Source organism: Streptomyces sp. NBC_01669, assembly GCF_026339735.1.
Classification (GTDB): domain Bacteria; phylum Actinomycetota; class Actinomycetes; order Streptomycetales; family Streptomycetaceae; genus Streptomyces; species Streptomyces yanii.
Genome location: NZ_JAPEQG010000003.1, coordinates 337,386 through 364,006, shown reverse-complemented (window position 1 = coordinate 364,006; position 26,621 = coordinate 337,386). Strand labels below are relative to the sequence as shown.

The following is a 26,621-nucleotide window of genomic DNA, read 5'->3' as shown; positions in this document are numbered from 1 at the left end:
ACGGTCGCAGCCAGCCGTGCCCGCTCACCACCTCGGACGGTCACTCGGGGTCAGGCTCTGCCATGTTCACGAGCCTCTCAGCAAGGCGTCGCATCGGGTCCCAGTCACTCCCAAGGGGGACCTCGCCCGCTTCGGCGGCTCGGAGCATCTCCTTGATGCTCCTCTGGACGTGGGGCTTGTTGGCGAGCTCCCCTTGGCGATCGTTCATCGCATCGATGTGGCTCCTCTATCGGACCGGAACCAGCTTCCCGTCGGTTCCGAGCAGGCAGTTCTGCCCGAAGTAGAACTCCACGGAGCATGCACGACCAGCCACGTCGTCGACGGAAGCACCTGAGGGGCCTTGGGTCGGATAGGCATGTGCATAGTCGAGGTCGGGCAGCCTGCAGACCGCGTAATGGTCAGGCAGAGGAGTACTGGCAAGCACCTTTTCAGCTTGCCGACCTGCCGTGTCATCGTCCAAGATCCCGATCACCCGGTTCATGACGCCGGCCGCCGCGAAACTTCTCATATTTTTGACGACCCGATCGACGCCACCAGCGGCCTTCATCGTTTCGATGTCCCAGAATTTGAAGTATCCGGCGATTTCAGGACGGACGAGTCTGAGCGCCCGAGGTATTATCTGTGCGTCAAACTTGCCTTCGGTGATCACGATGATGGGGCCCGTATTCGCCGTGAGTGAGCTCAACTCCCGGATGGCCTGCGCAGACAGGTCTTCAGAACTGTTGCAGTACTCAGCCGCCAGAAGGTCCGACAGATCCATCGTCACTGTGTTCCGCGGATCCTGGCCATGCAGGAGGGCCGCAAGGAGGAACCTCGGATCATCCGAGTCGTCCTTGAAATGGAACGCCAACGCCTCCACACAGTTCAGCTCCACCAGGTCGAGATGCTCGCTGTCGAATCCGTGGCGGGTGCAAGCCTTGATATGGGCTGCGTGGCTTCGTCAATTGCTGAGGACAGCGTTTGTCGACCAGTTTCGGAGTCAGTTGGTGATCAACAGGCCCGTGATTGTCGAGGAGAAATGACGGCCCCGGAGCGACTGCGGACGCCCGACGGCCAGCGGCCCGTAAGGGCAGCTGGCCGTCGAAACACGTGGCGGCAGAAACGAAACTCGGGCCGGCCCCTGGCGAGCATCAACTCAGCAGGCGTTCGGATCCGCTTGAAGGATCTGCGCACTCCAGGTGTCCACCACGGGACTGCGCCGGTAGAAGACGTTCGGCTGCACCGGGTCGCACGTCACCAGGAGAATGTCTCCCTGACCGAGCACAACGTTCTGCTGGACCTGTGTGGAGCGACGTTTGCGATGCCGCGTGACCTCAAGGTGCAGCGGGTGCGGTCCTGGGGGCAAGGGGATGAAACGGACCTTTCTGATGCTGGTCCGATCGACGCTGCAGAGCTGGCGCCCACTTTCGGTGACCGACACCAGGCACCACTTGAGTGACATGCTGCGGGGCGGGTCACGCAGGTCCACCTGCAACAGCAGCCCGGTCCGGCCTCGGCGGCGGGCTCTGTGGATCAGATGGCGAGAGCGCCACTTCAATCGGCCGTCGAAGTCGCTATTCACCTGCACTGCGACGTCCCCCACCCTGCCCCCCATCGGTGCCACCCACCAAGTCCCCCAGACGCCTCAGGCTGGCACGGACAGACGAGATCCAGAAGAGCCACGACCGGCAGAGCGTGAGGGCGGAAGTCTGCCGGAGATCAACGGTGACACGGCCCCCACACTCACGGGAAGTCAGCTGGCCTTGGCTGCCCCTTCCGTTCGTGCGCGGGTGCTGGCGAGGCGGTAGACACCTCAGGGCTCTATCGCGTCAAGTCAGGCGGCTTAAAGCGTTGGGTCAGGCGCTCTCGTCATCGAACAGGGTCTCTTCGATCTTGATGAGTTCAGCAGTGGTCAGCGGGGGTGCAGCCCAGTTCTGGTCTTGCGCATGCTGAACGAACTGCTGGTCCAAGGCGACGTGGTACTGCTCGACGTAGTGGGCGAGGTCTGAGTACCAGAACCACTGCCCGTCGGTCAGCAGATGCAGCCCGTCGATCAGCTCGCGGCCGGGACTCAGGATGTCGTGAACGCGAGATCCGGTGGCGGCGAGGACTGCTCCCGAGCGCAGATACTCCACGAGGCGGGGCTCGTCCGGGCCTGCGTGGTCACGCACGGCAGCACGGAGCGAAGGGCCGTCAGGCCGGCCGTGCTCGAGCTCCTGGAACTCGCCGAGGAACCGGTCGGCGTGAGGGTTCTCGCTGTTCATGCGCGGGAGCCTAACGCGCGGGGGACGCCCTTTGTGACGTCCTCGGGGCACGTCCTATGCGGCTTGAAGCGCGGCCTCAGTCTCTGCCGGGAAGGCGGCAGCTTCGTCGTAGTGATGCCCCTGTTGGAGGCAGTGGTAGAGCTGGCCGATCACGCGGTTGAAGAGGTTGCGCTGGGCTGATGGCGCTCGTTGAAAACGGACACCCCTTGCTCAGGGATAACCCCACAGTTGCTCGGTGGATCTCCCCATCGACGTCACGTGCGGGCAGCTGTTCCCCGTGAGCTGAGGATGACTTTCTGGCTAGGAAAGTGTGTGTCATGATGGCAACCCTCATCGTTCTGCTGCCGGGAAGGTCGTTCGGTCTCGTGTCTCTTGGTGCTCATGGCGGCGGTTCACAGGGCGCGGCGGTGTCCCCGGCGCAGGCGGCGGACACGCTGGCTCACGTGGAGTCGGTTCGGGCGGGGGTGCGGGGGCGGCGGGCTCCGGGTTGGTTCCCGATGGTGGCGGGTCTGCTCATCGGCCTGGACGTGGCGGCGTTTGCCGCCACGCAAGAGGTACCGCTGGCTGCGCTGCCGGGAGCGATGCTCACCTGGTGCATCGCATGGTTGCTCCGCCGGATGAGCGTCCAGGTCACAGGGGTGAAGGACGCGCTCTCCAAACGCCTCCGCAACATACGGCTCATGGGTGAGGCGGTGGGGCTCTTCGCGCTGAGCTTTGCCGCCTGTGCAGTGTGCCGGCTCGGCGGCAGCGGTCACGCCACGTGCATCGTGGTCCCCGCCGTCGTTGGCTCCGCAGCGGCCTGGGGCCTCTTCGCGCGGCGCAACCGGTCACTGCCTCCCGGCGCTGGGGGAGCCCATGCCCACTGATCGGGGCCTGGCCGAGCCGGGCTTCAACGAACTCATGCACCATCCGAGCCGGCTGGCTGTGTTGGCATTCCTCTCCGGCTGTATCGAGGCGGACTTCGCGCTCGTACGCGACCGATGCGAACTGTCCGACTCGGCACTGAGCAAGATCGCCAGGACGCTCGAAGAAGCTGGCTACATTGACGTCCGCAAGGGGCGTATCGGCCGCAGGGCCCGAACCTGGCTTGCCCTGACTCCTGAGGGCGGCGACGCGCTCGCTGCCCACCTCGACGCGCTCCAGGCAGTCGCAACGGCGGCCCGCTCCGCCGCCGAGCATGAGGCCGACGCGAGCCGCCACGCCAGCTGACCCAGCCGATTCACGCTCGTCGCCAAGAGCCGTTCGACTCGTTCGGCCACGCGGCACGTGAAGACTCGTTACTGCCCTCCGCACGGAGGCTGATGTCCTGCTGCCCGGCAGGCGTCGCCGCCGGCGCGCGGTCTGTTGAACGACGGACCAAGTGGGGCAACGAGTATGCCCGGCCATTTTCGAGGAGCGCCATCAGGGCGGCGGCGTGCCAGTCCGCGTGGTCGTCGCGCCGTCGCCGGTAGTGGGCCTTGGCACCGGGTGAGGCGGTGATGGCGGAGAACGCCCAGAGGTAGCCGGCGTGGTTGAGGCGGTCGTTCTTGACCCAGCGGCGGGTGATGCTCGACTTCTTGCCGGAGGCGCGGGTGATGGGCGACGCGCCAGCGTATGCCTTCAGGCCGCGGGCGTCGGCGAACCGTTGCTGGTCGTCCCCGATCTCGGCGAACACCCGGGCGCCGAGCTGGGTGCCGAGGCCAGGGAAGCTGAGGATGATCTCAGCGTCCTGGTGCTGAGGGAACGCCTCTTCGACCGCCTATCTGCGGCATGACCAGGACCTTTCACCAGGAGCATCCCGATGCTGCCCTGGCAAGAACCCCAGCGCCTCCCGAACTCATCAACATCACCCGACCGTGGTTCTGGGCGCCTCCCAAACCCATCGACAAGTGACGTCACTACTGCTCGATAAAGCCACACGGTGGAGTCGCCGACCGTGCTCGCCGACCGCAGGGCTCGGAGGCGGGCGATGGCCTCGCCGTCGCGGACCCGCTCCATCTCGTTCGCGATCCGCAGTGGCGAGCTGGTTGCCATCAGCCAGCCCAGGTCCGGTCGCAGGACGTCGCCTCCGATCAGCTGGACCAGGCCCATGCCGAGAATGCAGAAGATCCGCTCTCCCCGGGGCCCGAGGTTGTCGACGCTCTTCAGGTCGCTGATGAGCCGGAGCCGCCAGTCCATGTGACCGTCGACGCCGGCGCCGCTGGCCTCCCACCGCTCTTGCCAGGTGCCGCCGGGCTGCATCCCCCGACGTAGGGAAGATCGTGCCCCTTGCCCGGCCGATCAGGTCCCGCGTGTTCGACCTCAATACCCGCATCCGCGCTGCGGCCGCCCGTCACGGGGTCGCGGTCGCCGAAACCGGCCGACAGGCCGTCGCCACCGATCCACGGCTGTGGAGCGCGGACCGACTCCACGCCAGCCCCCTCGGCCACGAGCGGATCGCCGCAGCCGTCGCCCACGCCATCCACCTGCCCGGAAGCAACGACGCCTGGACGCTCCCCCTGCCGCCACAGAGGGTCCCCACGGGCTGGCAAGCCGCAGGAGCCGAACTGCGCTGGGCGGCCGCATTCCTCGGCCCCTGGCTCGGACGCCGTTTGCGCGGTCAGTCCTCCGGCGACGGCCGCACCGCGAAACGCCCCCAGCTCCTGCCCCTGAGTGCCACGCCCGACTCCGCGGCGGACACCGGTCAACGGGAATCTTCGTAGGGACAGCATCGGCCCCGGGCGGTCTCCTCTCGAACGGCCCGGCGCTGTGCAGTACGCCGGAGTGGGCACATTCACGCGTACCCGGCTGGGCATTTCCGCGAGTACGCGGACAGCTGGTCCCGCTTGACACGGTGCAGAGAAGGTTTCTGTGGGCGGCCGAGGTGCCATGGAACGAGGCGTCCCGGATCGAGGCTCGCGACTTCTCCCGGTGGATCCAGATCACGGCCAAGCCTGCCCGCCAGCGTCGGGTTTCGGGGTCAAGCGTGTCGGCGCCGGTGAAGCTGCCGACTGCCCGCGGCGCGAATCCGGTCACCGGCAAGCGGCCAGTCGGACCGACGTACGCCCCCTCCACGGTCGCGCACAGCGAGACCGTGCTCCGCAGCTTCTATGCCCATCACTTGGAGGCCGGGACTGGCCCGCTGGTGAACCCGTTCCCGCTGGCCAGGGCGCCTCGGGCGAACGCGCACCATAACCCGATGGAGCCGTGGCGCCCTCAGCGGGCGGGGCTGTTCCGGCCACGGCAGCCCCAGCGGATCCCGCGACAGATCCCCGACGCGGTCTTCAACGAGCTGTTCGCCCGGCTGTCCTCGGACCGCGACCGGGCTCTGGTCGCCTTCTGGATCTCCACCGGGGCCAGGGCCGCAGAACTGCTCGGCGTGCTGTGCTCCGGTACGGATCCGAGGCGACAGCTGGTTACGGTCGTCCGAAAGGGCTCGCGCGCCCTGCAGCAGCTGCCGGCATCGCCGGACGCCTTCGTCTGGCTGCGGCTCTACCAGCAGCAGGTGCACGGGTCGGTGCCCAACGGCCCGGACGACCCGCTGTGGTGGACACTGCGGCGGCCGTTCCGGACGCTCAACTACCATGCCGCACGGGCAATGTTCGTCCGAGCGAACTCCGCGCTCGGATCCAACTGGTCGCTGCACGATCTTCGCCACACGGCGGCCTATCGGCTGGTCCGCGACCCGCTCATGCCGATCACGGATGTCCAGTGGGTCCTCGGACATGCCCGTTTGTCCACGACACAACGGTATGTCACACCAACAGCCGAGGACGTCATCGAGGGTGTCCTGGCCCACCACCGCCGCCAAGCCGAGAAGCAACCGGAGCCTCCGGCACCATCGCTGCACTACCGTCCGGAGAGCCTGGATGTCTTGTTCGGCAGTCGGCAGCCGTGACCACCAGCGCAATCACCGCCGCGGTGGCCGCACGGCCCTGGCAGCTCAGCGCGGAAGCCGTCGCATTGTGGCAAAGGTTCCCGCCCCGCGCCAACCCGAAGAGCTGGTCGGCGACCCGGCAGACCCGGGCCGCGGTGGTCGCCCGAATGCTCAGGCCACCGTTCCTCGCCGAGGACTCCAAGACGCGCTGCAACCGGAAGCTGACTCTGCTCAAGGTGCTCGACTGGCCACGTGGGCCCCGGCTGCCGTGAGCGCGGCGAACATCTCTTCCAGGTGCCCGGCCACCTCTGCGGCGTCGAACCGGGGCCGGAGCAGGTCGTTGACCCCGGTGACAACGGTGGCCAGGTCGGGCCGCAGGGCCAGGGCGGGCCCCAGTTGTTCAGTGCGGACCTGGCCGGCGACACGGCCTCGTACGGCAAGGTTGGCGTACCGAAGCCCCGGGCTAACGGCCGCGAGGTGCTCGGCGAGCCGGTCGGCAAAGCCCCGTAGGCCGACGGCGTCGTCCCCGTCGCCGAGCCCTTCGGTCTGGCTGTCGCCCAGGGCGACGTAGCGCAGGTATTCACCGTTCGGCATGAGTCGACTGCCTTTCCTTGAGGACGGCTGCGATCCGCAGGCACCAGTCCCGGTGCTCCTGCTCAAAGGCCAGGCCGCGCAGGCAGGTCAGGTACGGCCCGATCCGCTCGCCCCGGCGGAGGAACTCCTCCTCGTCCGCATCGCCGCGCATCCGCCGCAGCAGCTCGCCGAGAAGCTCAATCTTGGCCTCGGCCGCGGACGCTCGCTCTTCGAGCTGTTCGATCACCGGCGCCGTGCCGATGCGGTCGGCGACCTGGACCTTGACGAGCAGTTCGTCGCGGATGAACGAGGGCTTCGGTACGGCTGCGGCGAACTTCTCCAGCTCGGCGCGACCGGCGTCGGTGACCCGGAACAGACGTTTGTTGGGCCGGGTCTCCTGGACCACCTGCCGACCCGCGACCAGCCCTTCCTTCTCCAGCTTGGTCAGCTCGGCGTACAGCTGCTGCGGCAGGGCGTGCCAGAAGTTCGCGACGCCGACGTCGAACGCCTTCGCCAGCTGATATCCGCTGTACTCGCCGTCCAGCAGCGCCGCCAGCACCGCATGCCGCAAGGCCATCGAAGCAGCCCCTTCCCTTTCCTCGCCCGCCACTGCATTATACTCAAGAAAATGACTAGTCATATCCTTGAGTATCGGGAGGGGTCATGGAGACTGCTGAACGCTTCCGCGCTGCCGTGGAGAAGGGCGAACTCGCCGCACTGGACGACCTGTTCACCGAGGACATCCGCCTTTACAGCCCCGTGAGGGTCTGTACAGCGAACGGTGGGACTCGGTTGATTGTTTCTACCGGCGTCCGGCGGTGAGCCGGCCGTCGAAGGTGATGTCGAAGGCTTGGAGTGCGGCTTTCCAGCGCATGGTCCAGCGCTTGCTTCCGGTGCCCTTGGGGTCCAGGCTCATCACCGCGAGGTAGACGCACTTGAGCGCGGCCTGTTCAGTGGGGAAGTGTCCGCGGGCCCTCACCTTGCGGATACGGGCGTTGACGGACTCGATCGCGTTGGTGGTGCACACGATTTTCCGGATCTCAATATCGAACTGGAGGAAGGGGACGAACTCCGCCCAGGCGCTTTCCCACAGCCGCACGATCGCCGGGTATTTCCTTCCCCAGGCCTCACTGAACTCCATGAAGCGTTCCAGGGCGGCGTCCTCGGTCGGCGCGGTGTAGACGGGCTTGAGCGCCTTCGCGATCTTCTCCCAGTCCTGCCTGGCCGCGTAACGGAAGCTGTTCCGCAGGAGGTGAACCACGCACGTTTGCACGATCGTCGCAGGCCAGACCGTGTTGACCGCGTCCGGAAGACCGGTCAGGCCGTCGCAGACCAGCATCAGCACATCACGGGCGCCCCGGTTCTTGATCTCGGTGAGGACCTGCAGCCAGTACTTGGCGCCCTCGCCGCCGTCGCCGACCCACAGGCCCAGGATGTCCCGATGCCCCTCCGCCGTCACGGCCAAGGCCATGTAGACGGGCCGGTTGGCGACCTGCCCATCCCTGACCTTCACGTTCACGCAGTCTATGAAGACGACCCGATAAACGCCTTGAATTCCATCGGTGGTTGCGAACGTCCGAGGGGAGATGGTTCGCATGCCTCGTGGAGGAGCCAATCGCATGCCGTCGTCGGCCAGACGGCGGTACTTCGAGCTGCGGCGCAAGGGCCTGAAGGGGGCAGCGGCCGCCCGCCAAGTGGGCGTATCGGTGAGCTGCGGGTCCAACTGGTTCATCGATGCTGGAAGCATGATCATTCCTGACCCTCCCATCTCGCCACGCTTCCTGACCCAGGACGACCGGATCGCCATCGCCGACGGCCTGCGCGCCGGGCGGAGCCCGGTCGTCATCGCCGCCGAGATCGGCAAGAGCGTTTCGACGGTCTACCGGGAGATCGGACGCGGCCGGAAGGAGAACGGGGAGTACGAACCCTGGTGGGCACACAACCAGGCGCTCCTGCGTCGCCAACGCCCCAAAGAAGAGAAACTCCGCGACCACGGACCCCTGCGCGCGGCAGTGCGCGAGAAGCTCGACGAGAAGTGGTCCCCGCAGCAGATTGCTCGACACCTCGCACGCGAGCACCCGGACAACCCTCGCATGCGGGCCTGTCCGGAGACGATCTACCGTGGCCTGTTCGCTGGCCTTCTGGGCAAGGGTGAGGGCCGACTGCGCACCGGACGCACCCGCCGCAAGCGGCAACGCCGTGGCGTCGTCTCACCCAACAAGATCAAGAACATGACGCTCGTCCATGACCGACCCGCCACGGTCAACGATCGTGAAACGCCCGGCGATTGGGAGGGAGACCTCATCATCGGACGCGCTCAGCGGTCCGCTATAGGCACCCTCGTCGACCGCACGACCCGCTTCGTTCGCCTGATCCACCTGCCGCACGGCTGGAAGGCCCAGCCGATGCGCGACGCCCTGGTCTCGCAGACCGCCGATCTGCCGCCAGCGTTGCGGCGGACCCTGACCTGGGACCAGGGGCGCGAGCTCGTCCTCCATGAAGAGATAGAGGCCCTGTCCGGCTTCCGGATCTATTTCTGCGATCCTCATTCTCCCTGGCAGCGCGGCACCAACGAGAACATCAACGGGCTGCTGCGGCAGTACTTCCCCAAGGGCACCGACCTTACGGTCCACTCCCTGCGCAACCTGACGGCCGTGGCCCGTCAGCTCAACGACCGCCCCCGAATGGTCCTGGGAGACCGTACTCCGTCCGAGGTCATGCAAGACGGGGGCATAGCATCACGATTTCCGTGATTCGCAATCACCGCTAGAAACCGCCCGCTGTCCAGGGGACGGTTCTGCCATTCGGCCATGCCGGCCATCACGCTGTCGGTGATCGTGGAGACGGTGGTCTTGGAGACCTCCGTGCCGTAAACCTCGGCCAGGTGGGCGGAGATCTCGCCGTGGGTAAGGCCCTTCGCGGACAGGGACAGGACCATCTCGTCCACGCCGCCCAGGCGCCGCTGGCGCTTCTTGACCAGCTGCGGTTCGAACGTGCCCGCCCGGTCCCGCGGCACCGTGATCTCCACCGGGCCGACCTCGGTGGTCACGGTCTTGGACCGGTGGCCGTTGCGGTAATTCTCCCGGCCGCCCTCGACCCGTTCACCGGGCTCGTGTCCGAGGTGGTCGGTCAGCTCACCCTCCAGCGCGGACTCCAGCACCTTGCGCGTCAGCTCCGCCAGAAGGCCGCCCTCGCCGGTCAGCTTCACTCCGCCGGCCTGGGCCCGGGCCACCAGTTCGGCAACCAGACCGTCATCCACAGCATCCAGCGCACCCACGGCGGCCTCCCCGGCCTTGATGTCACTCATCACGTCAGTCATCAACTGTCGCTTCCAGCTCGGGAGTTACACCGGTTACCGTACAGACCCGGTCGTGTGAGTGCAGGACTCGCCCGTTCAGGACAGTGTGACGCAGAGCGTAGTAGGCGCTCTAGCTCCGCGATGACGGTGACGCCGCAGGACTCGTCCAGCAGGCGGTCCAGGACGTCAGCGACGTTCCGGCCCTCCTTGGTGCCGCCGGCGCGGTACTGGCGGGCGAAGGCGGCCGCGCGCCCGGGGGCATTGCCGTCGGCGTTCTGCTTGGCCAGGGCACGCACCATCAGCTGCAGGACACTCGTGACGCCGGCGGAGCTTGCAATTTGAGCAATGTGCGCCGCCAGGGACTCGAACCCCGGACCCGCTGATTAAGAGTCAGTCCTGCAGGCGGACTCGGCAGGCGAGTTGAAGGGCGAAGGCGGTGTCGGGGTCGTCCAGGTCGGCGCCGAGCCGGGCGGTGATGCGGCGGACGCGGTAGCCGACGGTGTTGGGATGCAGGCGGAGCCGGGCGGCTGCGGCCTTGAGGGAGCCCCGGGCGGCGAGGTAGGCGCCGAGGGTGGTGATGGCCTCGACGGCTTCGTCCTGGCCCAGGACGTCGAGGGGGGCGAGCAGGTCGTCGACCGCGCGGCGGGAGAGTGGCGAGCCCGACACGGCGGCCAGGATGCGGCTGAGCCCTGTGGCGTCGAAGGCGTGAACGGCGATGTGCTTGCGTGCGGCCACGTCCGCCGCGGCCCGCGCTTCGAGCGCGGACTGCCGCAGGCCGTCGATGCCGCGGTGCGCGGTGCCGATTCCGAAGTGCAGGTCTGCAGCGGGATGTTCGACGGCGAGTGCGGCCCGCACCGAGGTGAGAGCCTCCCGGATCCGGTGCTCCGGCACTTCGGCGCGACCGGTCGCGATCAGCAGGAGGTCATCGGCCAGGCGGGCGGCGTTCCACCTCTCGTGCGTGGGGTGCCGGGTCTGGTGGACGAGCAGGGCGAACGTCTCGGCGAGACGCCGGTCCTCGGCCAGGTCCGCATGGGCGGTTCCGCCGCCGTCCGAGGTGCCGGCCGTGACACCCGTCGCCGCTCCGGTCCGGACTCGGACGACCGTGTGCACCTCGTCCACGGGAAAGCCCAGCATCCGGGCCCGCTCGGCGAGTTGGCCGGCCTGGGCGCGCTCGGAGAGGATCAGTTCGGCAACGACCTCGGAGCGGGCCGCTCCGGGCGCCGTCTCGCGTTCGAGCGCGTGGGTGCGCTGCAGGGACACCGCCGCGGCGACGGCGGGGAGCACGAGGCGGACCGCGTCGTCCTTCGGTCCCGCCACACTGCCTCGGCAGCGACCCGCGACCCACACCGGCTCACCCTGGTCCGGCTCGTCGGTCAGGGTGAGCGGGCAGCCCAGTGCCTCGCTCACCCGGGCCAGCAACTCGGTGGGTGACTCGCCCGGGGTGCGGAGCGCGTCGAGTGCGGCGTCGGCGCGGGCGAGTGTGTCGGCGGCGTCGCCGCGGATGACCTGCCCGAGTTGGAGCACCACCTTGGCCACGTCCACGTCCTCGGGGACGGAGAGCACGGCGATGCCCGCGCGCGTGGCGAGGTGCGCGGCGGTGCGCGGCAGATCCGCGACGCCGATCAGCAGGAGGGCCGGGACGCCGCGCTCGGCGGCGGTGCGGATGGCGACGTCGACCTGGTAGCCGGCCGCCCGCGCGGTGGAGCGACCGGTGACGACGGCCAGCGCGCCGGGCGGCACGTGCTCGAGCGAGCGGAGCGACTCCACGGCGGCGACGGAGGTCAGCTCGGTCTCCGCCGCGGGTCCCGCGAGGAGCGCGAAGGGGATGGGCGACCCGCGTCCGAGCAGGTCGGCGACGTACGGCATGCCTGGAGTGTGCCAGTGTCACAACGGTCTGGAAAGACTTGTGTTGCTGCCACTATCCGGTCGGTTCACCTGTCGGCCACCCTGATCGGCATGCAACCGATTGATCGGATCACACCCGACGACCTTCCCGCGTTCGCACGTGGCTGTGGCGTGCTGGGGACCGGTGGCGGCGGGAGCGTCGACAGCGGTCTGCTGGCCGCTTGGCACGCCCTGAGCCGGTACGGCGACGTCCCAATCGTCCCGCTGGCCAAGGTTCCGGACGACGGGCTGGTGCTGCCCCTCTCGGGGATCGGCGCGCCCACCGTCTCGCACGAGATGCCGATGAGCGGCGAGGAGCCCGTGCTGATCGCGGCCGAGGTGGAGCGCATCTTCGGCCGCCCCGTCTCGGCGGTGATGGCGAGCGAGATCGGCGGCAGCAACGGCGTCGGCGCGGTGGCGTGGGCCGCCCGGCTGGGCGTGCCGCTGGTGGACGCTGACAGCGTGGGCCGCGCCTTCCCGGAGGTCCAGATGGTCTCGCAGAACATCGCGGGCCTGCCGGTCAACCTGATCGTGCTGGCCGACGTGCAGGGCAACCTCTCCACGATCCGCCCGGTGGACGGACCGTGGTCCGAGGCCATCGCGCGGGCGGTGGCCGTCGCCTGCGGCGGATCGGCGCTGATGGCGGACTACGTGATGACCGGCCGACAACTGCACGGCGCGGTCGTCGAGGGCTCGGTCAGCTCGGCGGTGTGGATCGGCCGGACCGTCGCCGACAGCGGGGAACCGGTCAAGGCTCTCGCGGAGCTGCTGCGGGCCACGACGCTGATCACCGGCAAGGTCGTGGACGTGGAGCGCCGCACCGGCGGCGGCTTCGTCCGCGGCAGTCTCATCGTGGACGGCACCGGCAGCGACCGCGGCCGGATGCTGCGCGTGGAGATCCAGAACGAGAACCTGGTCGCGTTCGAGGACGGCCGCGTCCGCGCCTGCGTCCCGGACCTGATCACCGTGGTGGACGCGGAGACCGCCGACGCGGTCTCGACCGAGTCACTGCGCTACGGCCAGCGCATCACCGTCCTGTCCTGGCCCTGTCACCCGCTGTGGCGCACCCCACGCGGACTGGAGATCGCCGGGCCCAGGGCGTTCGGCTACGACCTCGATTACACCCCGGTGGAGGACCTGCGATGACCACGACCACGCTCCGCGCCACTGTCCCGGCGCGCACCACGCCCGGCGCCCGCGACCTGCGCGTGGGCATCGACGTCGGCGGCACCAACACCGACGCCGTCGTGCTGACCGCCGACGGCACGGTCATCGCCCGCACCAAGCAGGCCACCAGCGCCGACGTCACCACCGGACTGCGCAGCGCGCTGACCGCCGTGCTGGACGCGGTCGGCGAGGACGCCGGCCGCGTCGGCCGGGTGATGCTCGGCACCACGCACGCCACCAACGCGATCCTGGAGCGGCGCGGCCTCGGCCGGGTCGCCGCGGTCCGCCTCGGCGGTCCGGCCACCACCTCCGTCCCGCCGTTGCAGTCATGGCCGGGGGACCTGGCGTCTGCGATCGCCGCAGGGTCGGCCGTGCTGCCGGGCGGCCACTACGTCGACGGGCGGCCGATCAGCGGGCTCGACGAGGACCGGCTGCGGGCCTTCCTCGACACGGTGGCCGGGCGGGTCGACGCGGTCGCGCTCACCGGTGTGTTCAGTCCGGCCTTCACCGACCACGAGCTGGCCGCCGCCGAGCTGGTCCGCAAGCACCTGGGCGACGGCGTGCAGGTCTCGATGAGCCACGAGGTCGGCTCGCTCGGCCTGCTGGAGCGGGAGAACGCCACGGTCCTCAACGCCGCGCTCTACCAGGTGATCGCCACGGTCCGCGACGGACTGCACCAGACCCTGGCCGCGCGCGACCTGGACGCGGCGACGTACTTCGCCCAGAACGACGGCACCTTGATGACGATGGACTACGCCGCGGACTACCCGGTCCTGACCATCGGCTCCGGTCCGTCGAACTCCATCCGCGGCGCGGCCTGTCTGTCCGGGCTGGACGACGCGATCGTGGCCGACGTGGGCGGCACCTCCACCGACTTCGGCGCGCTGGTGGCCGGGTTCCCGCGCGAGTCCGCGGCCGGCGTCGAGATCGGCGGGGTCGGCACCAACTTCCGCATGCCCGACATCCTCGCCCTCGCCCTCGGCGGCGGAACCGTCATCGGTCCCGACGGCCAAATCGGCCCGGAGTCCGTCGGCTACCGGATCAGCCGCGAGGCGTTCGTCTTCGGCGGCGGCACCGCGACGCTGACCGACGCCGGCGTACTGGCCGGGCGCGGCGCGGGCCTGTCGGCCGGCCGGATCCCGGGCGCCGCCCACGCCCGGCTGCGCCAGGCCCTGGCCGACGCCGACGCCAGGCTCGCGGACGCGGTGGACCGGATCACCTTCGGCAAGGCCGACCGGCCGCTGGTCGTCGTCGGCGGCGGAGCCTTCCTGATCCCCGACGACCTGCCCGGCGTCAGCGAGGTGGTCCGCCCCGACCACGGCGATGTGGCCAACGCCGTCGGCGCCGCGATCGCCATGGTCAGCGGCACCGTCGAAACGATCATCCCGGCGGGTCAGGGGCGCGCCGAGGCGATCGCCGCCGCCGAGGAGGCTGCCCGTCACCGCGCCATCCAGGCCGGCGGCGCGCCCTCCGCCGTCGAGGTCGTCGAGATCAACGAAGTCCCGCTCAGCTACCTCAACGAACCCGCCCTGCGCCTGCGTGTCAAGGCCGCAGGCCCGCTCGGCGACCTGTAACCGCCCAGCCCCGGCACCCCCCGGCCCTCTCCCCAACCACAGCAGGAGGCCCCCATGGCACGGCGACTTCGCCTGCCGACGCTCGCCGCGGCCGTCGCCCTGTGCGTCGCGGGCTGCGCCGGCGGCACACCCCAGGCCGCCACCGCGTTCTCCCCCACCTTCACCTACTCCTACCACCGGGACGTCGTCACCGACTGGGACCCGGCGACCTCGTACTCCAACGAACTCATCGTCCTGCAGAACGTCTACGAGTCCCTCACCCGGTACGACCCGGCCACCCGGACCGTCAAGCCGCAGCTCGCCACCTCCTGGGCCTCCTCGGCGGACGGCCGCACCTGGACCTTCCACCTGCGCCGGGGCGTGCGGTTCCACGACGGCGCCCCGGTGACCGCGCAGGCCGCCAAGGCCGCCATCGAACGGACCGTCGCCGCGCAGGGCGGTGCCGCCTACATCTGGGACGCCGTCAGCTCCATCGACACCCCGGACCCCGCCACGCTGGCGTTCCACCTCTCCTACGCGGCGCCGATGGACGTCATCGCCTCCTCCGACTACGGCGCCTACATCTACGACACCACCCCGCCCGGGGTGAAACCCGGCGCGCTCAAGAACTGGCTGGAGGCCGGCCACGACACCGGTACCGGCCCGTACACCGTCGCCGCCTGGAACCAGGGGCAGGAGGCCGAAGTCACCCTCAACGCCTCCACCGGGTACTGGGCCGGCTGGAGCGGGCGGCACTACCGCCAGATCGTCTTCAACCACACCCCCGACGTCACCACCGCCTGGCAGACCATGGAGACCGGCGAAGTGAACTTCGTCGCCCAGCTCAACCCGGAGCTGTTCAAGGAGGCGACGCACTTCCGATCGCTCGCCACCCAGGCCACCCCGTCACTGCAGAACATGATCGCGTTCTTCAACACCGCCGCCGGACCGCTCAAGGACGTGCGACTGCGGCAGGCCGTGCAGAACGCCATCAACTACGACGGCCTGCTCGCCGCCCTGCACGGCTCCGTCGGCCCGGCCCAGGGGCTCATCCCCAGCGGCCTTCCGGGCAACGATCCCTCGCTGACACGGCACCAGAACCTCTCCCTGGCCCGGAAACAGCTGGCCGAGGCCGGCTACGGCCCGGGCGGGAAGCACCTGACGCTCAACCTCACCTACGCGCAAGGGGACGACGCCCAGCAGCTCCTCGTCACCCTGCTCTCCTCCGACCTGCAGGGCCTGAACATCACCCTCGACGCCAGGCCCATGCAGTGGAACGCGCAGTGGGCGCAGGCCAAGTCCGCCGACCCTGCGCACCGCCAGGACATCCTGCTCATGTACTGGTACGCGGACTACGCCAGCGCCTACGGCTGGTTCATCAACCTGTTCCACTCCGCGCAGCCGGTCTCCTTCAACCTCAGCTACCTCGACGACCCGGTCGTCGACCGTGAGATCGACGCGATCCCGCAGCTGACCGCGACCGACCCGGCCGCCGCACGGGCCAACTACGCCCTGCTGCAGCGGCAACTGCTGGAGCAGCACGCCGCGGCGGCGCCGCTGTTCGTCAACACCTACCAGCGGGTCTACGCGAGCGGCATCACCGGCTACCGGGACAACCCCGCCTACCCGGACGTCGTCTTCGTCTACGACCTGGAGCCGTCGCCATGAGTTACCTGACCCAACGCCTCGCCCAATCCGCCCTGGTCGTCGCGGGTGTCGTCGCCCTGACCTTCGCCATCACCCGTCTCGTTCCAGGCGACCCGGCCGTCACCTACGCCGGCCCGCGCGCCACGGCCAGACAGCTGGCCGCCGTCCGCAAGCAGCTCGGTCTCGGCGCACCGCTGCCCGAGCAGCTGTGGCGCTACGTCACGGGCCTGATCCGCGGCGACTGGGGGACCAGTCTGCACACCCGGCGCACCGTCCTGGCCGACATCTCGACCGCCCTCCCCGCCACGCTCGAACTGGTCGGCTGCGCCCTGGTGCTGGCGGTCGCGGTCGGGTTGCCGCTGGGCCTGCTCGGCGCGCACCTGCGTCGTGGCAAGGGCCGATGGGGTCGCGCGGTCGGCGACGGCTCGGTGCGGATGACCTCCATGCTGGCGGTGTCGGTGCCGGCCTTCCTGCTGGCCCTGGCCGTCCAGAACCTGTTCGCCGCGCAGTTGGGGTGGTTCCCCGTCGCCGGGGAGTACACGCCGAGCCTGAACCAGACCAGCCCGCTCCAGCACCTCACCCACCTGACGCTGCTCGATTCACTGCTGACCGGCAACTGGCCCGTCCTCGGCAGCGCCCTCGCCCATCTGGTGCTTCCGGCCTTGGTCATGGCCGCCTACCCGGTCGGCGTGGTCGCACAGATGACCCGCGCCGCGCTGCTGGAGGAGGTCGCCGCCCCGCACGCCCGACTCGAACGCGCCTACGGCTTCTCCCGATGGCAGGTGCTGACCCGGTTCTCGCTGCGACCGGCCTCCGGTCCGCTGCTGGCGTTGCTCGCCCTGGTCTTCGCGTTCTCCCTGGTGAACGCGTTCCTGGTGGAGCAGGTCTTCAACTGGCCGGGTCTGGGGCGCTACGCCTCGTCGGCCATCACCTCCGCCGACGCCCCCGCCGTCGCCGGCGTCACCGTCGTCGTCGCGCTGACGTACGTGCTGACCAACCTGCTGGTGGACCTGACCCAGGCGGTCATCGACCCGAGAGTGAGACTGTCATGACCGACGGCTCCCCCACGCAGGCTCCCCCGCTCCCCGTCACGGCAACCGGCAACGTCCCCGTCCCCCACAGCGCCTCGGGGCCCGCGTCCGCGCCACGGCGCGGACGCGTCCGACGGCTCCTGGGCTGGTCCCGGCACGTCGGAGCGGTGGTGCTGATCCTGATCGTGCTCGGCGCGGTCCTCGCCCCGTGGCTGGCCCCCTATCCCGCCGACGGCACGCACGCGACCCACCCCCTCGACACGCTGGCAGGCCCCGGTGCACAGCACTGGTTCGGCACCGATGCCGTCGGCCGCGACCTGCTCACCCGCGTCCTGTACGGCGCCCGCACCTCCCTCACCGTCGCGGCCGCCGTGCTGACCCTCTCCGCTCTGGTCGGCGTACCGCTCGGCGTGGTCGCCGGGTACGCGGGTGGCGTGGTCAGGGACGTGATCATGCGGATCACGGACATCTTCCTGGCCTTCCCCGCACTGCTGCTGTCCGTCGCGTTGGCCGCCGTACTCCAGGCCGGAACCGGGAGCGCGATCATCGCCATCTCGGTGGGCTGGTGGCCCTGGTACGCGCGCATGACCTGCGTCGCGGCGACCACCATCCGCACCCGCGGCTTCGTTGACTCGGCCCGCTGCCTCGGCGTCACCCGGACCCGGATCGTGCTGCGCCACGTGCTCCCGAACGCCGTCACGCCCGTCCTGGTCCAGCTCTCGCTCGACGCGGGCGGCGTGATCCTCACCTCCGCCGCCCTGTCCTACCTGGGCCTGGGCCCGCAGGAGCCCACCGCCGAGTGGGGCCTGATGGTCCAGCAGGGCCAGGACCTGTTCATCACCGACTGGTGGGTCGTGGCCTTCCCGGGCCTGGCCATCCTGCTCACCGCCTTCTGTTTCAACGTGCTCGGCGAGGGCCTGCGCTCCGCCCTGGACCCGCACCGGGAGCTGACCAGATGAGACCTCACCGCGACAGCGACGGAGACGAGGACAGCGGGACCGCGGGCATCGTCTCCGGCCGTCCCCGCCCTGACCGGTCCGCCCTCACCGTGACCGACCTCCAGGTCCGCGTCGGCGACGGTGACGACGCCCGGCTGCTCGCCTCCCTGCCGCACCTCGACGTCCGCGCCGGGGCCTGCGTGGCCATCGTCGGCGAGTCCGGCTCCGGCAAGAGCACGACCCTGCACGCCATGCTCGGCCTGACCGACGGGCTGAGGGTCTCCGGCCGCATCATGCTCGGCGACACCGATGTCGTCAGCGCTCCGGAGAAGACTCTCAACACTCTGCGCGGCGCCCGCATCGCCCTCATCAGCCAGAGCCCGCAGTCCTCCCTCAACCCCACGATGCGGCTCGGCACGCTGATCCGGCGGGTCCTCGCCCGCCACGGCATCCGCGGCACCGAGGTCCGGCAACGCACCGACGACGCGCTGCGCGACGTCATGCTCGACCCGGACCTGCTGCGCCGCTACCCGCACCAGATCTCCGGCGGCCAGGCCCAGCGCTTCGCCATCGCCATGGCGGTCGCGCTACGCGCGGACGTCGTCCTCGCCGACGAACCGACCAGCGCGCTCGACGTCACCGTCCAGGCGGCGGTACTGCAGTTGCTGGACCGGCTGCGGGCCGAGCATGGCATCGCCCTCGTCCTCGTCTCGCACGACCTGGCGGTGGTCTCCCGGATCGCCGACCACATCGTCGTCATGCGACACGGACACGTCGTCGAGTCCGGCCCGGCCACCGACGTGCTCGCCGCCCCGTCGGCCGACTACACCGGGGAACTGCTCGCCGCCGTTCCCACCCTTGGAGAGTGAGCGCATGCTGACCGCCGACAACCTGACCGTCGCCTACGGGCGCAACACCGTGGTCCACGGCGTCTCGCTCTCCCTCAGCGCCGGGACGGCTCCGGACTCCGCCGCTGAGTCCGCCGGAGCCGGCGCGAGGGGCGGCGTCGCACTCATCGGCGAGAGCGGGTCGGGCAAGACCACCATCGCCCGCGCCCTCCTCGGCCTGGTCAAGCCGAGCGCCGGCACAGTGCGGTTCGCGGAGCAGGACATCCACAAGCTGCACCGCGCCGCCAGGAGGGACTACCGCTCCCGCGTCCAGCCCGTCTTCCAGGACGGCTCGGAGGCCCTCAACCCACGGATGACCATCGGCACTTCGCTGCGAGAGGCCCTGCGCCTGCGCAAGGACGAGGGCCCCTCGATCGAGGTGCTGCTGGAGTCCGTCGGCCTCGACTCGCAGCTCGCCGGGCGCCTCCCGCACCAACTCTCCGGCGGCCAGCGGCAGCGCGTCGTCATCGCCAGGGCGCTGGCCGTCGACCCCGCGCTGCTGATCCTCGACGAGCCCACCAGCGCCCTCGACGTCACCGTCCAGGCCCGTGTCCTCGACCTGCTCGAAGACCTGCGCACCACGGCGGGCCTTCGCTACCTGCTGATCACCCACAACCTCGCGGTCGTCCCGCGGCTCTGCGAGACCGTCCACGTCCTTTTCGCTGGCCGCGTCATCGAGTCCGGACCCGCCTCCGAGGTCCTCGCCTCCCCGGCACACCCCTACACCGTCGCCCTGCGCGACGCCGTACCTCGCCTCGGCACAACGAACAGCGAGGGCCGAAGCAGCGCCACTCCTCCCCGGACAGAGCGCACCGACACCCAAGCCGCCACTTCCGGTTGCCCCTTCCGCCACCGCTGCCCCGCGGCCTTCGACCGGTGCGCCACCTCAACCCCCGCCCTGCGCCCACTGACCAGCGTCCGCAGCGTGGCCTGCCACGCGGCGGACGGAGAAACCGGTCCACACCCTGACGCTCCGACCGTGTGAGTGCTGCCGAGTCCCTCCTGGGTTCTGGAGCGCATGCGCAAGAACGGCGTCCCGCCGAACTCATCCGCGACGCAGGCCGCCTCGTCCCCGGTACCCCCCGGCCGCGGCGCAGCGAGCACCCCCGGCCGCCGGAACCAGCACCCGCAGGATTCCCCGAAGCTGCGGAAAACCGCAGCTCGGCACACAGGTCACGGCGCCCCGTCGCCGTGCGGTGCCCCACCATGCCCCCTCAACCCCGCACCAGGCCCGACCAAGCGAAATGCGGCTCTCCTGTCGCTTCCGTGGGTAGGTTCATGCAGCTTGACGCCCTGGTAGGTGGGGTCGGTGGCCGCCGAGGCTGAGCATGGCCAGTGCGATGAGCGCTGCGGGGTCCTTGAAGCCGAAGGCCATGCGGGTGATCAGGCGGATCTTGGTGTTGATGCTCTCCACGATCCCGTTGCTCATGGAGTGCTCGGCTGCCGCCGTGATGGCGTCCCAGTGCTTGACGATGGCCCGTTGCAGCTTGACGAAGGGCTCCAGTCGGGAGCGGCGGGCCCAAGACACCCAGTCGAGGAGGGCCTCGGGGGTGTCGGGGCCGGACTTCAACGCCAGGCGAAGGCCCTCCTTGAGCAGGTATGCGCGGTGCAGGACGGGGTGGGCTTTCGCGATGAACTCCAGTTGCGCGCGCTGGTGTTCGGTAAGGTCCTCAGGGCGTTTCCACAGGGCCCAGCGGGCCTTCTTCAGTGACTTCGAGCCCGGGGTGGCGCGGCCCTTGCCGCCGCGCTCGGCGTTCCAGACCTCGCGGCGCACGGTGTCCAGGGCGTCGGTGGCCCACTGCACGACGTGGAACGGGTCCATCACCCGCACCGCCTGCGGGCAGCGCTCGGCGACTACCTTCGCGATCCAGTCGGCGGCATCCGCGGACACGTGGGTGATCTTCGCGGAGCGTTCAGGTCCGAGCAGGTCGAAGAAGGACCGCAGTGTCTCCTTGTCCCGGCCGGCCGCCGCCCACACGAGCCGGCCGCTGTCGTGGTCGACCACCACGGTCAGGTACTTGTGGTGCCGCTTGTAGGAGATCTCGTCGATGCCGACCCGGGTAAGGCCCGCGAGCAGGTCCACGCGCTGTTCGACGTCCGACCACACGCGGGCGCAGATGCCGCCGACCGTGCGCCAGCCGATCCTCAGCAGTTGGACCACCGTGGTCTTCGAGCAGTGCGTGGCCAGCCAGGTCACCGTGTCGTCGAAGGCCAGGGTGTGCCCGGCACCGTGGCGGGCCCAGGGCACGTGGGCGACGACCACACCGTGCTCGGGACAGGACACCCGCGGCGCGTCGGCCTCGATGAACGCCCGGACCACCCCCAGGTCCAGGGCACGCCAGCGCCGGCGGCCCTCGCCGTTGTCGAACCGGGCGCACCGGCGACCGCAGACCCCGCACCGCTGCCGCCGCCTCTTCGCCGGGCGGGCATGGGCCACGATCACCACATCCCAGGGGCCCGCCTCCGCGCCGTTGCCCTCCTCGGCCTCGACCGACGCGACCACCGTGTGTTCGACTCCGAGCAGCCGAGTCCATATGCTTGCGATCGCACGCCGTATCCAGGTTCTTCCGTTTCGTACTGTCGCAAGTCGAAACGTAGCCGGGCTACGGCGTGTTCTGCGTATCAGCCCTGGTCAGCGACCCACGGAAGCGACAGGAGAGCCCGAAATGCGGCCCACCCACGAGGGGTGAACCGCCTTGAAAAGCCTCCCAATTAGGCGATATACGCCGCCTTGTGATGCAGTGTCAGATACGTAGGCCCAGCGGTGTGGACCGGGTGGATCCGGGTGTCCGCCGACACTACGAACTCCAGCCGCCGCCCTCACCGATGGCGGTCCGGCAGCCCTCGCACAGCTCGGGCCGTCGCGGACCAGCCGCTGCCGGATCAACTCGGAGCGCAGCTGCACCGCTTCGTCCGTCCGGACGGCGGGCGGACCTCCGCTCCGAAGCCCCCGCGCGGGCATGATCACCACGCCTCCCGCCCCTCGGCCGGCTGTCCTCCGACCGGCCGTGCTGGACGGCGCGCGCCGAGCGCCACGCCGATCGCCCGGTCGAGCGCGGCGCCGACGTCCGCGACGTGCCGGTGCCGGCCGTGGTCCACGACGACATCGCCTGCGACGACGACCGTGTCGACGTCCGCCCCGGTCGCCGCGAAGAGCACATGTGCCAGCGGGTCGCCATGGCGGGCGCCGGCGGTGCGTGGCGAGTCGAGGCGCACGCTCACCAGGTCGGCGAGTGCTCCTGCGGCGAGGCGCCCGGAGTCCCAGCCCAACGACGCGGCCCCGTCCGCGGTCAGCGCGGCGGCCAGAGCGCCCGCGCTCAGATGTCCGCGCCGACCGCTGACCAGCCGCTCGTCGAGCTCGATGGCACGGGCCTCCTCCCACAGGTCGATCATCATGTGGGCGTCGCTGCCGACACACAACGGCGAGCCCGCACGGGCCAGGCGCACGGCCGGTCCCACCCCGTCGGCGAGGTCGCGCTCGGTGGTGCAGCACATGCTGACCGTCGTGCCGGACCGGCCCAGCAGGTCGATGTCACGGTCGGTCAGATGAGTGGCGTGCACCACCGTGGTGCGCGGGCCGAGCGCCTTCTCCGTGTCGAGCAACTCCGTGGGCGTCATCCGGTACACCTGTTCACACGCGGCGTTCTCGGCCGGCTGCTCGGACAGGTGCACGTGCAGTGGCAGGCCGCGTTCCCTGGCGTAGTCGGCGATGGGCCCCATCGCCGCGCGCGGCACCGCGCGGACGCTGTGGATCGCTGCTCCGACGCGTGACCGGGGCGTGTCGGTGAGCCCGTCCATCCGGCGCGCCCACGCCTGCCAGGAACCGTCGTCGAACCGGCGCTGCACGCCTCGGGTGGGTGCGCCACCGGCATCGGCCTGCAGGTAGCAGGCGTCGAGCAGGGTGATCCGCAGGCCGGCGTCGTTCGCGGCGCGGACGACGGCCCGTCCCATGGCGTTGTGGTCACGGTAGCGCCGCCCGTCCGGTCCGTGGTGCACGTAGTGGAACTCGCCCACGCTGGTGATCCCGCTGAGCGCCATCTCGGCGTAGGTCGCCAGCGCCAGCTCGTACAGCAGGTCGGGGTCGAGCCGCTCGGCCACCCCGTACATCAGGTCACGCCAGCGCCAGAAGTCCGCGACCCCGCTCTGACTGTGGCCGCGGATGGCGCGGTGGAACACGTGCGAGTGGGTGTTGGCCAGCCCCGGCATGGTCAGGCCGGGCAGCCTCCGGGCGCCGGGCGGCGCCGGAACCCCGGGCGTCACGGCGGTGATGCGGTCACCGTCGGTCTCGATCAGAACGTCGGCCTCGGCGGCGGTACCGCCGAGCCAGGCGAACTCGGCGTGGAAGCGGATCGGTGGCGTCATGAAAGCACCTTCGACAGGAAAGAGCGCGTGCGCTCGTGTTGCGGATCGTAGGAATTTCCAGGAACGGCAGTGGACCGGCGGCGAACCGGCAGGTGACCGGCCTCAGCCGACGACGACGGTCCCCGCCGACACGACGGTGGTCACGGAATTGCGGCCGATCCGGTAGGCGATGTCCTCGTGCCGTGCGACGTCGAGGATGATCAGGTCCGCGCGCTTGCCGGGTTCCAGCGACCCGGTGACGGTGTCGCAGCCGAGCGCCCGGGCCGCACCGTACGTCGCGGCCCGCAGCGCCTGCGGGACGCTGAGGCCGCCGTGGCGGCAGGCCATGACGACGGCCAGCTGCATGCTTGTGGTCCAGCAGCCGGGGCAGATGTCGGTGGCCAGAGCGAGTTCCATGCCCGCGTCGAGGATGCGGCGGGGGTCGAGCGGGGCCGGGTGGGCGACCGCGAAGTCCAGGCAGGGCAAATAGACCCCGACGACTCCCGCCGCCCCCAGTGCTTCCAACTCGCCCATGGTGGTGAGGTTCAGGTGGTCGACGCTGGTCGCACCGAGTTCGGCAGCGAGCCGCGCCGCTCCGGTGTGGCTGTAGGCGTCAAGGTGCAGCTTGGGTTTCAGGCCGTGGGCGATGCCGGCTTCGAGGATGCGCCGCGTCCGGGCGAGGTCGAAGTACCCCTCGTCGCAGTAGACGTCGCAGAACCGGGCGAGCCCTGTTTCAGCGATCGCGGGGATCAGGTCGACGACGCGGTCCACGTAGGCGGCGTGTTCGACGCCAGGGGGGAAGGCGTGCGCCCCGAGGTACGTGGACATGATGTCCACCGGCAGGTCGGCGGCGAGGGTACGTCCGGCCTCCAGGATGCGCAGCTCGGTCGCGGTGTCGAGGCCGTAGCCGCTCTTGCTCTCCAGTGTCGTGGTCCCATGCGCGAGCATCTCCAGGATCCGGGGGCCGGCCTGCTCGACCAGTTCCGGGGTGGCGCAGGCCCGTGTGGCCAGCGTGGTGCCGAGGATCCCGGCGGGGGCGCCCGGAGGAGGCTCCAGGCCCGCGACGCGAGCGGCGTACTCCTGGACCCGCGTGCCGCCGAACACGACGTGGGTGTGCGCGTCGACGAACCCGGGCATCACCACGCGATCCGCGGCGTCGAGTACCCGCCGCCCGGCGTACCGGGACACGTCGCCGACGGCGACGATCCGGCCGCCGTCCACCGCGACCCCGCCGCCGGCGACGCGCCCGATCAGGTCGGGCGCGTCGCCGGCGCAGGTGAGGACCTCGGCCGCACCGGTGACGAGCAGGTCCACGAGCCGGAGGGGCTCGTCACTCATCGTCGGGTCCGAACGTGGCCGTGGGCGTCCACCACAGCGGGACCGACATGCCCTCGTCCGGACCGACCGTCTCGGCCACCTCCTTCGCGCGCGCGTAGCCGGCCTGCGCATGGCGCACGACGCCGATGCCGCTGTCCACGGTGAGACATGCCTTGAGCCGGAAGGCCGCCTCGTCGGTACCGTCGGCGATCATCGTCACGCCCGTGTGGACCGAGTCGCCCATGGCGTAGTTGGCCTGGATGGCGATGAGGTCGCACATGCCCGAGGCGTTGAGCAGCCCGTTGAGGTAGGGCCAGTCCGAGATGCAGTCGGACCCGTCGGGCATGTTCTCGGACTCGAACGTCGGGTTGATGATCGAGCCGGAGTCGAGGTTGTCGCGCGAGAACGCGACCGTGCCCTTCACCTCTCCGCGCTTGATCAACTCGTTGACCGCGAGGCCGAACTTCTTGCGCTGCCCGAAGCCCAGGTAGCACACCCGGGCGGGCAGGCCCTCGATCGGCACGTGCACGCGGGCCAGGTTGATCCAGCGGGTGACGAGCTCGTCGTCGGCGAACAACTCCAGCACGAGGTCGTCGAGCCGGGCCAGGTCGGCGGGGTCGCCGGAGGTGCACGTCCAGCGGAACGGACCGCGTCCCTCGAGGAAGAGCGGGCGCAGGTAGGCCGCGACGAAGCCGGGGATCTTCAGCGCGTCCTCGAAGCCGTGCTCCTCGCACTGGCGGCGGATCTGGTTGCCGTACTCGAAGGTGGGCACGCCGTTGTCGTAGAAGGTGTTCATGGCCTTGAGCTGACGCACCATCGCGTTGCGGGCGATCCGGAAGTATCCGTCGCGGTCGCTCCTGCGCAGTTTCTCGGCCTCGTGGACGGTGAGGCCGACGGGGACGTAGGCCACCGGGTCGTGCGCCGGGGTCATCTCGGTCACCACGTCGGGGCGGAAGTCGTGCTCCAGACAGTATTCGAACAGCTCCGTCGCGTTGGCGACGACGGCGATGCCGAGGGGACGCTTCTCATCGGCGGCCTGACGGGCGAGTTCGAGCGCGTGCGGTATGGAGTCCGCGAGAACGTCGCAGTAGCCGACCTCGATCCGACGCTTGATGATCCGCTCGTCGACGTCCGCGCAGACCGAGACGCCGCCGAGCATCGTCATCGCGCGGGGCTGGTTCCCGCCCATGCCGCCCATCCCGGCGCAGATGAGGATCTTGCCGGCCCAGTCTCCGTCGAGGTGGATGGCGGCGACCGAGCGCAGCGTCTCGAACGTGCCCTGGATGACGCCCTGCGTGCCGATGTACTCCCACGGCGCGGCGGTGTACTGGGCGAAGATGGTGAGGTTCTTGTCCTGCAGTTCGTAGAAGCGCTGCCAGGAGGGGCGGACGAAGTTCGTCGTCGCCATGACCACACGCGGCGCCAGGTCATGCGTCTCGAAGACCGCGACGGGCATGCCGGACTGGACGACGAGGGTCTCGTCGTTCGCGAGATTCTTCAGCGCGTCGACGATCGCGTGGTAGGACTCCCAGTTGCGGGCGGCCTTGCCGATGCCTCCGTAGACCACGAGCTTCTCGGGGTGTTCGGCGACCTCCATGTTGTTCTCGAGCATCCGCAGGATCGTCTCCTGCTTCCAGCCTTTGCAGCGCAGGGTGTCCCCGCGCTCCGCCCTGACCTGGTAGAGGATCTCGGGCTTGGACGGGTCGGCGGGTCGGACCACTGCTGTCATCAGTACTCCCTGCGTGGAATGTCCCGGGCTTCGGCCGGGAGGGAAACGCATCCGGAATCCCGGATGCGTAGCGGATCGGTCACGCCACGTATCGCCCGGTGGCGACGGTTCGGCAGGGCGGGGTCCATGGCGACGGTCATGTCGCCGGACCCGCCGCCGAACTGATGCGACGTCAAAC

At 69.8% G+C, this 26,621-nt stretch carries 22 protein-coding genes, 1 tRNA gene and 6 pseudogenes; 14 read left to right on the top strand and 15 right to left on the bottom strand.

Going from position 1 to position 26,621, the window contains the following annotated elements; translation table 11 throughout:
* Window positions 1–40 precede the first annotated feature (40 nt).
* The 4 genes from OG972_RS48650 to OG972_RS48635 form a co-directional block, all read right to left on the bottom strand.
* A complete protein-coding gene (locus OG972_RS48650) occupies window positions 41–208 on the bottom strand; it encodes a hypothetical protein (RefSeq protein WP_266993558.1) in 168 nt (55 codons plus the stop codon).
* Between the two features lie 18 nt (window positions 209–226).
* A complete protein-coding gene (locus OG972_RS48645; RefSeq protein ID WP_266993556.1) occupies window positions 227–859 on the bottom strand; it encodes a hypothetical protein in 633 nt (210 codons plus the stop codon).
* Window positions 860–1,135: 276 nt separating this feature from the next.
* On the bottom strand, window positions 1,136–1,582 hold the full coding sequence (locus OG972_RS48640; RefSeq protein ID WP_266993554.1) for a hypothetical protein: 447 nt from the start codon (window positions 1,580–1,582) through the stop codon (window positions 1,136–1,138).
* A 253-nt stretch (window positions 1,583–1,835) separates the two neighbouring features.
* Window positions 1,836–2,243, bottom strand: coding sequence for a hypothetical protein (locus OG972_RS48635; protein WP_266993552.1), 408 nt, complete (start codon window positions 2,241–2,243; stop codon window positions 1,836–1,838).
* A gap of 443 nt (window positions 2,244–2,686) precedes the next feature.
* Here OG972_RS48635 and OG972_RS48630 point away from each other — a divergent pair, with 443 nt between their 5' ends.
* Window positions 2,687–3,109: a hypothetical protein gene (locus OG972_RS48630; RefSeq protein WP_266993550.1), complete on the top strand. Its 423-nt coding sequence runs from the start codon at window positions 2,687–2,689 to the stop codon at window positions 3,107–3,109.
* Entirely contained in the window at window positions 3,099–3,452 is a 354-nt protein-coding gene (locus OG972_RS48625; RefSeq protein WP_266993548.1) for a transcriptional regulator, read from the top strand. Before OG972_RS48630 ends, OG972_RS48625 begins: the two co-directional genes overlap by 11 nt.
* Before the next feature lie 196 nt (window positions 3,453–3,648).
* Here OG972_RS48625 and OG972_RS48620 read toward each other — a convergent pair.
* Window positions 3,649–3,987, bottom strand: a pseudogene (locus OG972_RS48620) (IS110 family transposase); the annotation flags it as partial.
* 478 nt (window positions 3,988–4,465) lie between these two features.
* Here OG972_RS48620 and OG972_RS48615 point away from each other — a divergent pair.
* The 3 genes and pseudogenes from OG972_RS48615 to OG972_RS48605 form a co-directional block, all read left to right on the top strand.
* A pseudogene (locus OG972_RS48615) lies at window positions 4,466–4,924 on the top strand (SGNH/GDSL hydrolase family protein); the annotation flags it as partial.
* A 131-nt stretch (window positions 4,925–5,055) separates the two neighbouring features.
* Window positions 5,056–6,099: a site-specific integrase gene (locus OG972_RS48610; RefSeq protein WP_266993546.1), complete on the top strand. Its 1,044-nt coding sequence runs from the start codon at window positions 5,056–5,058 to the stop codon at window positions 6,097–6,099.
* On the top strand, window positions 6,096–6,350 hold the full coding sequence (locus OG972_RS48605) for a hypothetical protein (protein ID WP_266993544.1): 255 nt from the start codon (window positions 6,096–6,098) through the stop codon (window positions 6,348–6,350). Before OG972_RS48610 ends, OG972_RS48605 begins: the two co-directional genes overlap by 4 nt.
* On the opposite strand, the pseudogene OG972_RS48600 reads toward OG972_RS48605, so the two are convergent.
* Both OG972_RS48600 and OG972_RS48595 read right to left on the bottom strand, forming a co-directional pair.
* Window positions 6,328–6,672: pseudogene (locus tag OG972_RS48600) on the bottom strand (SGNH/GDSL hydrolase family protein); the annotation flags it as partial. The gene OG972_RS48605 and the pseudogene OG972_RS48600 overlap by 23 nt on opposite strands.
* On the bottom strand, window positions 6,659–7,228 hold the full coding sequence (locus OG972_RS48595) for a PadR family transcriptional regulator (protein ID WP_266993542.1): 570 nt from the start codon (window positions 7,226–7,228) through the stop codon (window positions 6,659–6,661). The gene OG972_RS48595 and the pseudogene OG972_RS48600, both read right to left, overlap by 14 nt.
* 86 nt (window positions 7,229–7,314) lie before the next feature.
* On the opposite strand from OG972_RS48595, the pseudogene OG972_RS48590 reads away from it, so the two are divergent.
* Window positions 7,315–7,416: pseudogene (locus tag OG972_RS48590) on the top strand (nuclear transport factor 2 family protein); the annotation flags it as partial.
* Between the two features lie 37 nt (window positions 7,417–7,453).
* On the opposite strand, the pseudogene OG972_RS48585 reads toward OG972_RS48590, so the two are convergent.
* Window positions 7,454–8,197, bottom strand: a pseudogene (locus OG972_RS48585) (IS256 family transposase); the annotation flags it as partial.
* 73 nt (window positions 8,198–8,270) lie between these two features.
* Here OG972_RS48585 and OG972_RS48580 point away from each other — a divergent pair.
* The gene (locus OG972_RS48580) at window positions 8,271–9,404 is read left to right on the top strand and encodes an IS30 family transposase (RefSeq protein ID WP_266993540.1); all 1,134 of its coding nucleotides are present in this window, start codon (window positions 8,271–8,273) and stop codon (window positions 9,402–9,404) included.
* Here OG972_RS48580 and OG972_RS48575 read toward each other — a convergent pair.
* The 3 genes and pseudogenes from OG972_RS48575 to OG972_RS49750 all read right to left on the bottom strand — a co-directional run.
* Complete coding sequence (locus OG972_RS48575; protein WP_326793439.1) at window positions 9,314–9,970, bottom strand: transposase; 657 nt, start codon at window positions 9,968–9,970, stop codon at window positions 9,314–9,316. The two genes, OG972_RS48580 and OG972_RS48575, sit on opposite strands and share 91 nt — an antisense overlap.
* A 327-nt stretch (window positions 9,971–10,297) precedes the next feature.
* Window positions 10,298–10,410, bottom strand: a tRNA-Lys gene (locus OG972_RS48570).
* A gap of 4 nt (window positions 10,411–10,414) precedes the next feature.
* A pseudogene (locus OG972_RS49750) lies at window positions 10,415–11,083 on the bottom strand (PucR family transcriptional regulator); the annotation flags it as partial.
* Between the two features lie 822 nt (window positions 11,084–11,905).
* On the opposite strand from OG972_RS49750, the gene OG972_RS48560 reads away from it, so the two are divergent.
* From OG972_RS48560 to OG972_RS48530, 7 genes are read left to right on the top strand one after another with little or no spacing between them, the layout of a single operon-like run.
* Window positions 11,906–12,979 (top strand): DUF917 domain-containing protein, encoded by a 1,074-nt coding sequence (locus tag OG972_RS48560; RefSeq protein ID WP_266993536.1) that lies wholly within the window; start codon window positions 11,906–11,908, stop codon window positions 12,977–12,979.
* Entirely contained in the window at window positions 12,976–14,574 is a 1,599-nt protein-coding gene (locus tag OG972_RS48555) for a hydantoinase/oxoprolinase family protein (RefSeq protein WP_266993534.1), read from the top strand. The genes OG972_RS48560 and OG972_RS48555 overlap by 4 nt, the downstream gene beginning before the upstream one ends.
* 54 nt (window positions 14,575–14,628) lie before the next feature.
* Complete coding sequence (locus OG972_RS48550) at window positions 14,629–16,221, top strand: ABC transporter substrate-binding protein (RefSeq protein ID WP_266993532.1); 1,593 nt, start codon at window positions 14,629–14,631, stop codon at window positions 16,219–16,221.
* On the top strand, window positions 16,218–17,252 hold the full coding sequence (locus OG972_RS48545) for an ABC transporter permease (protein ID WP_266993530.1): 1,035 nt from the start codon (window positions 16,218–16,220) through the stop codon (window positions 17,250–17,252). The genes OG972_RS48550 and OG972_RS48545 overlap by 4 nt, the downstream gene beginning before the upstream one ends.
* Window positions 17,249–18,190, top strand: coding sequence for an ABC transporter permease (locus OG972_RS48540; RefSeq protein ID WP_266993528.1), 942 nt, complete (start codon window positions 17,249–17,251; stop codon window positions 18,188–18,190). Before OG972_RS48545 ends, OG972_RS48540 begins: the two co-directional genes overlap by 4 nt.
* Complete coding sequence (locus OG972_RS48535) at window positions 18,187–19,038, top strand: ABC transporter ATP-binding protein (protein WP_266993526.1); 852 nt, start codon at window positions 18,187–18,189, stop codon at window positions 19,036–19,038. The genes OG972_RS48540 and OG972_RS48535 overlap by 4 nt, the downstream gene beginning before the upstream one ends.
* A 4-nt stretch (window positions 19,039–19,042) precedes the next feature.
* Complete coding sequence (locus OG972_RS48530) at window positions 19,043–20,041, top strand: ABC transporter ATP-binding protein (protein ID WP_266993524.1); 999 nt, start codon at window positions 19,043–19,045, stop codon at window positions 20,039–20,041.
* 291 nt (window positions 20,042–20,332) lie between these two features.
* Here OG972_RS48530 and OG972_RS48525 read toward each other — a convergent pair whose 3' ends face one another.
* The 4 genes from OG972_RS48525 to OG972_RS48510 all read right to left on the bottom strand — a co-directional run bounded on the left by OG972_RS48525 (window position 20,333) and on the right by OG972_RS48510 (window position 26,443).
* Window positions 20,333–21,613 (bottom strand): ISL3 family transposase, encoded by a 1,281-nt coding sequence (locus OG972_RS48525; RefSeq protein WP_266993710.1) that lies wholly within the window; start codon window positions 21,611–21,613, stop codon window positions 20,333–20,335.
* A gap of 407 nt (window positions 21,614–22,020) precedes the next feature.
* A complete protein-coding gene (locus OG972_RS48520) occupies window positions 22,021–23,418 on the bottom strand; it encodes a formimidoylglutamate deiminase (RefSeq protein WP_266993522.1) in 1,398 nt (465 codons plus the stop codon).
* Between the two features lie 102 nt (window positions 23,419–23,520).
* Window positions 23,521–24,735, bottom strand: a complete 1,215-nt coding sequence (hutI, locus tag OG972_RS48515) for an imidazolonepropionase (protein WP_266993520.1) — start codon at window positions 24,733–24,735, stop codon at window positions 23,521–23,523.
* Window positions 24,728–26,443: a urocanate hydratase gene (locus OG972_RS48510; RefSeq protein WP_266993518.1), complete on the bottom strand. Its 1,716-nt coding sequence runs from the start codon at window positions 26,441–26,443 to the stop codon at window positions 24,728–24,730. Before OG972_RS48510 ends, hutI begins: the two co-directional genes overlap by 8 nt.
* Window positions 26,444–26,621 lie beyond the last annotated feature (178 nt).

Excerpts from the sequence above, each read along its gene's own strand:
- OG972_RS48535 (WP_266993526.1), top strand. The coding sequence starts at position 18,187 with ATGAGACCTCACCGCGACAGCGACGGAGACGAGGACAGCGGGACCGCG.
- OG972_RS48550 (WP_266993532.1), top strand. The coding sequence starts at position 14,629 with ATGGCACGGCGACTTCGCCTGCCGACGCTCGCCGCGGCCGTCGCCCTG.
- OG972_RS48595 (WP_266993542.1), bottom strand. The coding sequence starts at position 7,228 with ATGGCCTTGCGGCATGCGGTGCTGGCGGCGCTGCTGGACGGCGAGTAC.
- OG972_RS48545 (WP_266993530.1), top strand. The coding sequence starts at position 16,218 with ATGAGTTACCTGACCCAACGCCTCGCCCAATCCGCCCTGGTCGTCGCG.
- OG972_RS48510 (WP_266993518.1), bottom strand. The coding sequence starts at position 26,443 with ATGACAGCAGTGGTCCGACCCGCCGACCCGTCCAAGCCCGAGATCCTC.
- OG972_RS48540 (WP_266993528.1), top strand. The coding sequence starts at position 17,249 with ATGACCGACGGCTCCCCCACGCAGGCTCCCCCGCTCCCCGTCACGGCA.
- OG972_RS48555 (WP_266993534.1), top strand. The coding sequence starts at position 12,976 with ATGACCACGACCACGCTCCGCGCCACTGTCCCGGCGCGCACCACGCCC.
- OG972_RS48580 (WP_266993540.1), top strand. The coding sequence starts at position 8,271 with ATGCCGTCGTCGGCCAGACGGCGGTACTTCGAGCTGCGGCGCAAGGGC.
- OG972_RS48625 (WP_266993548.1), top strand. The coding sequence starts at position 3,099 with ATGCCCACTGATCGGGGCCTGGCCGAGCCGGGCTTCAACGAACTCATG.
- hutI (WP_266993520.1), bottom strand. The coding sequence starts at position 24,735 with ATGAGTGACGAGCCCCTCCGGCTCGTGGACCTGCTCGTCACCGGTGCG.
- OG972_RS48650 (WP_266993558.1), bottom strand. The coding sequence starts at position 208 with ATGAACGATCGCCAAGGGGAGCTCGCCAACAAGCCCCACGTCCAGAGG.
- OG972_RS48560 (WP_266993536.1), top strand. The coding sequence starts at position 11,906 with ATGCAACCGATTGATCGGATCACACCCGACGACCTTCCCGCGTTCGCA.
- OG972_RS48530 (WP_266993524.1), top strand. The coding sequence starts at position 19,043 with ATGCTGACCGCCGACAACCTGACCGTCGCCTACGGGCGCAACACCGTG.
- OG972_RS48575 (WP_326793439.1), bottom strand. The coding sequence starts at position 9,970 with ATGACTGACGTGATGAGTGACATCAAGGCCGGGGAGGCCGCCGTGGGT.
- OG972_RS48635 (WP_266993552.1), bottom strand. The coding sequence starts at position 2,243 with ATGAACAGCGAGAACCCTCACGCCGACCGGTTCCTCGGCGAGTTCCAG.
- OG972_RS48520 (WP_266993522.1), bottom strand. The coding sequence starts at position 23,418 with ATGACGCCACCGATCCGCTTCCACGCCGAGTTCGCCTGGCTCGGCGGT.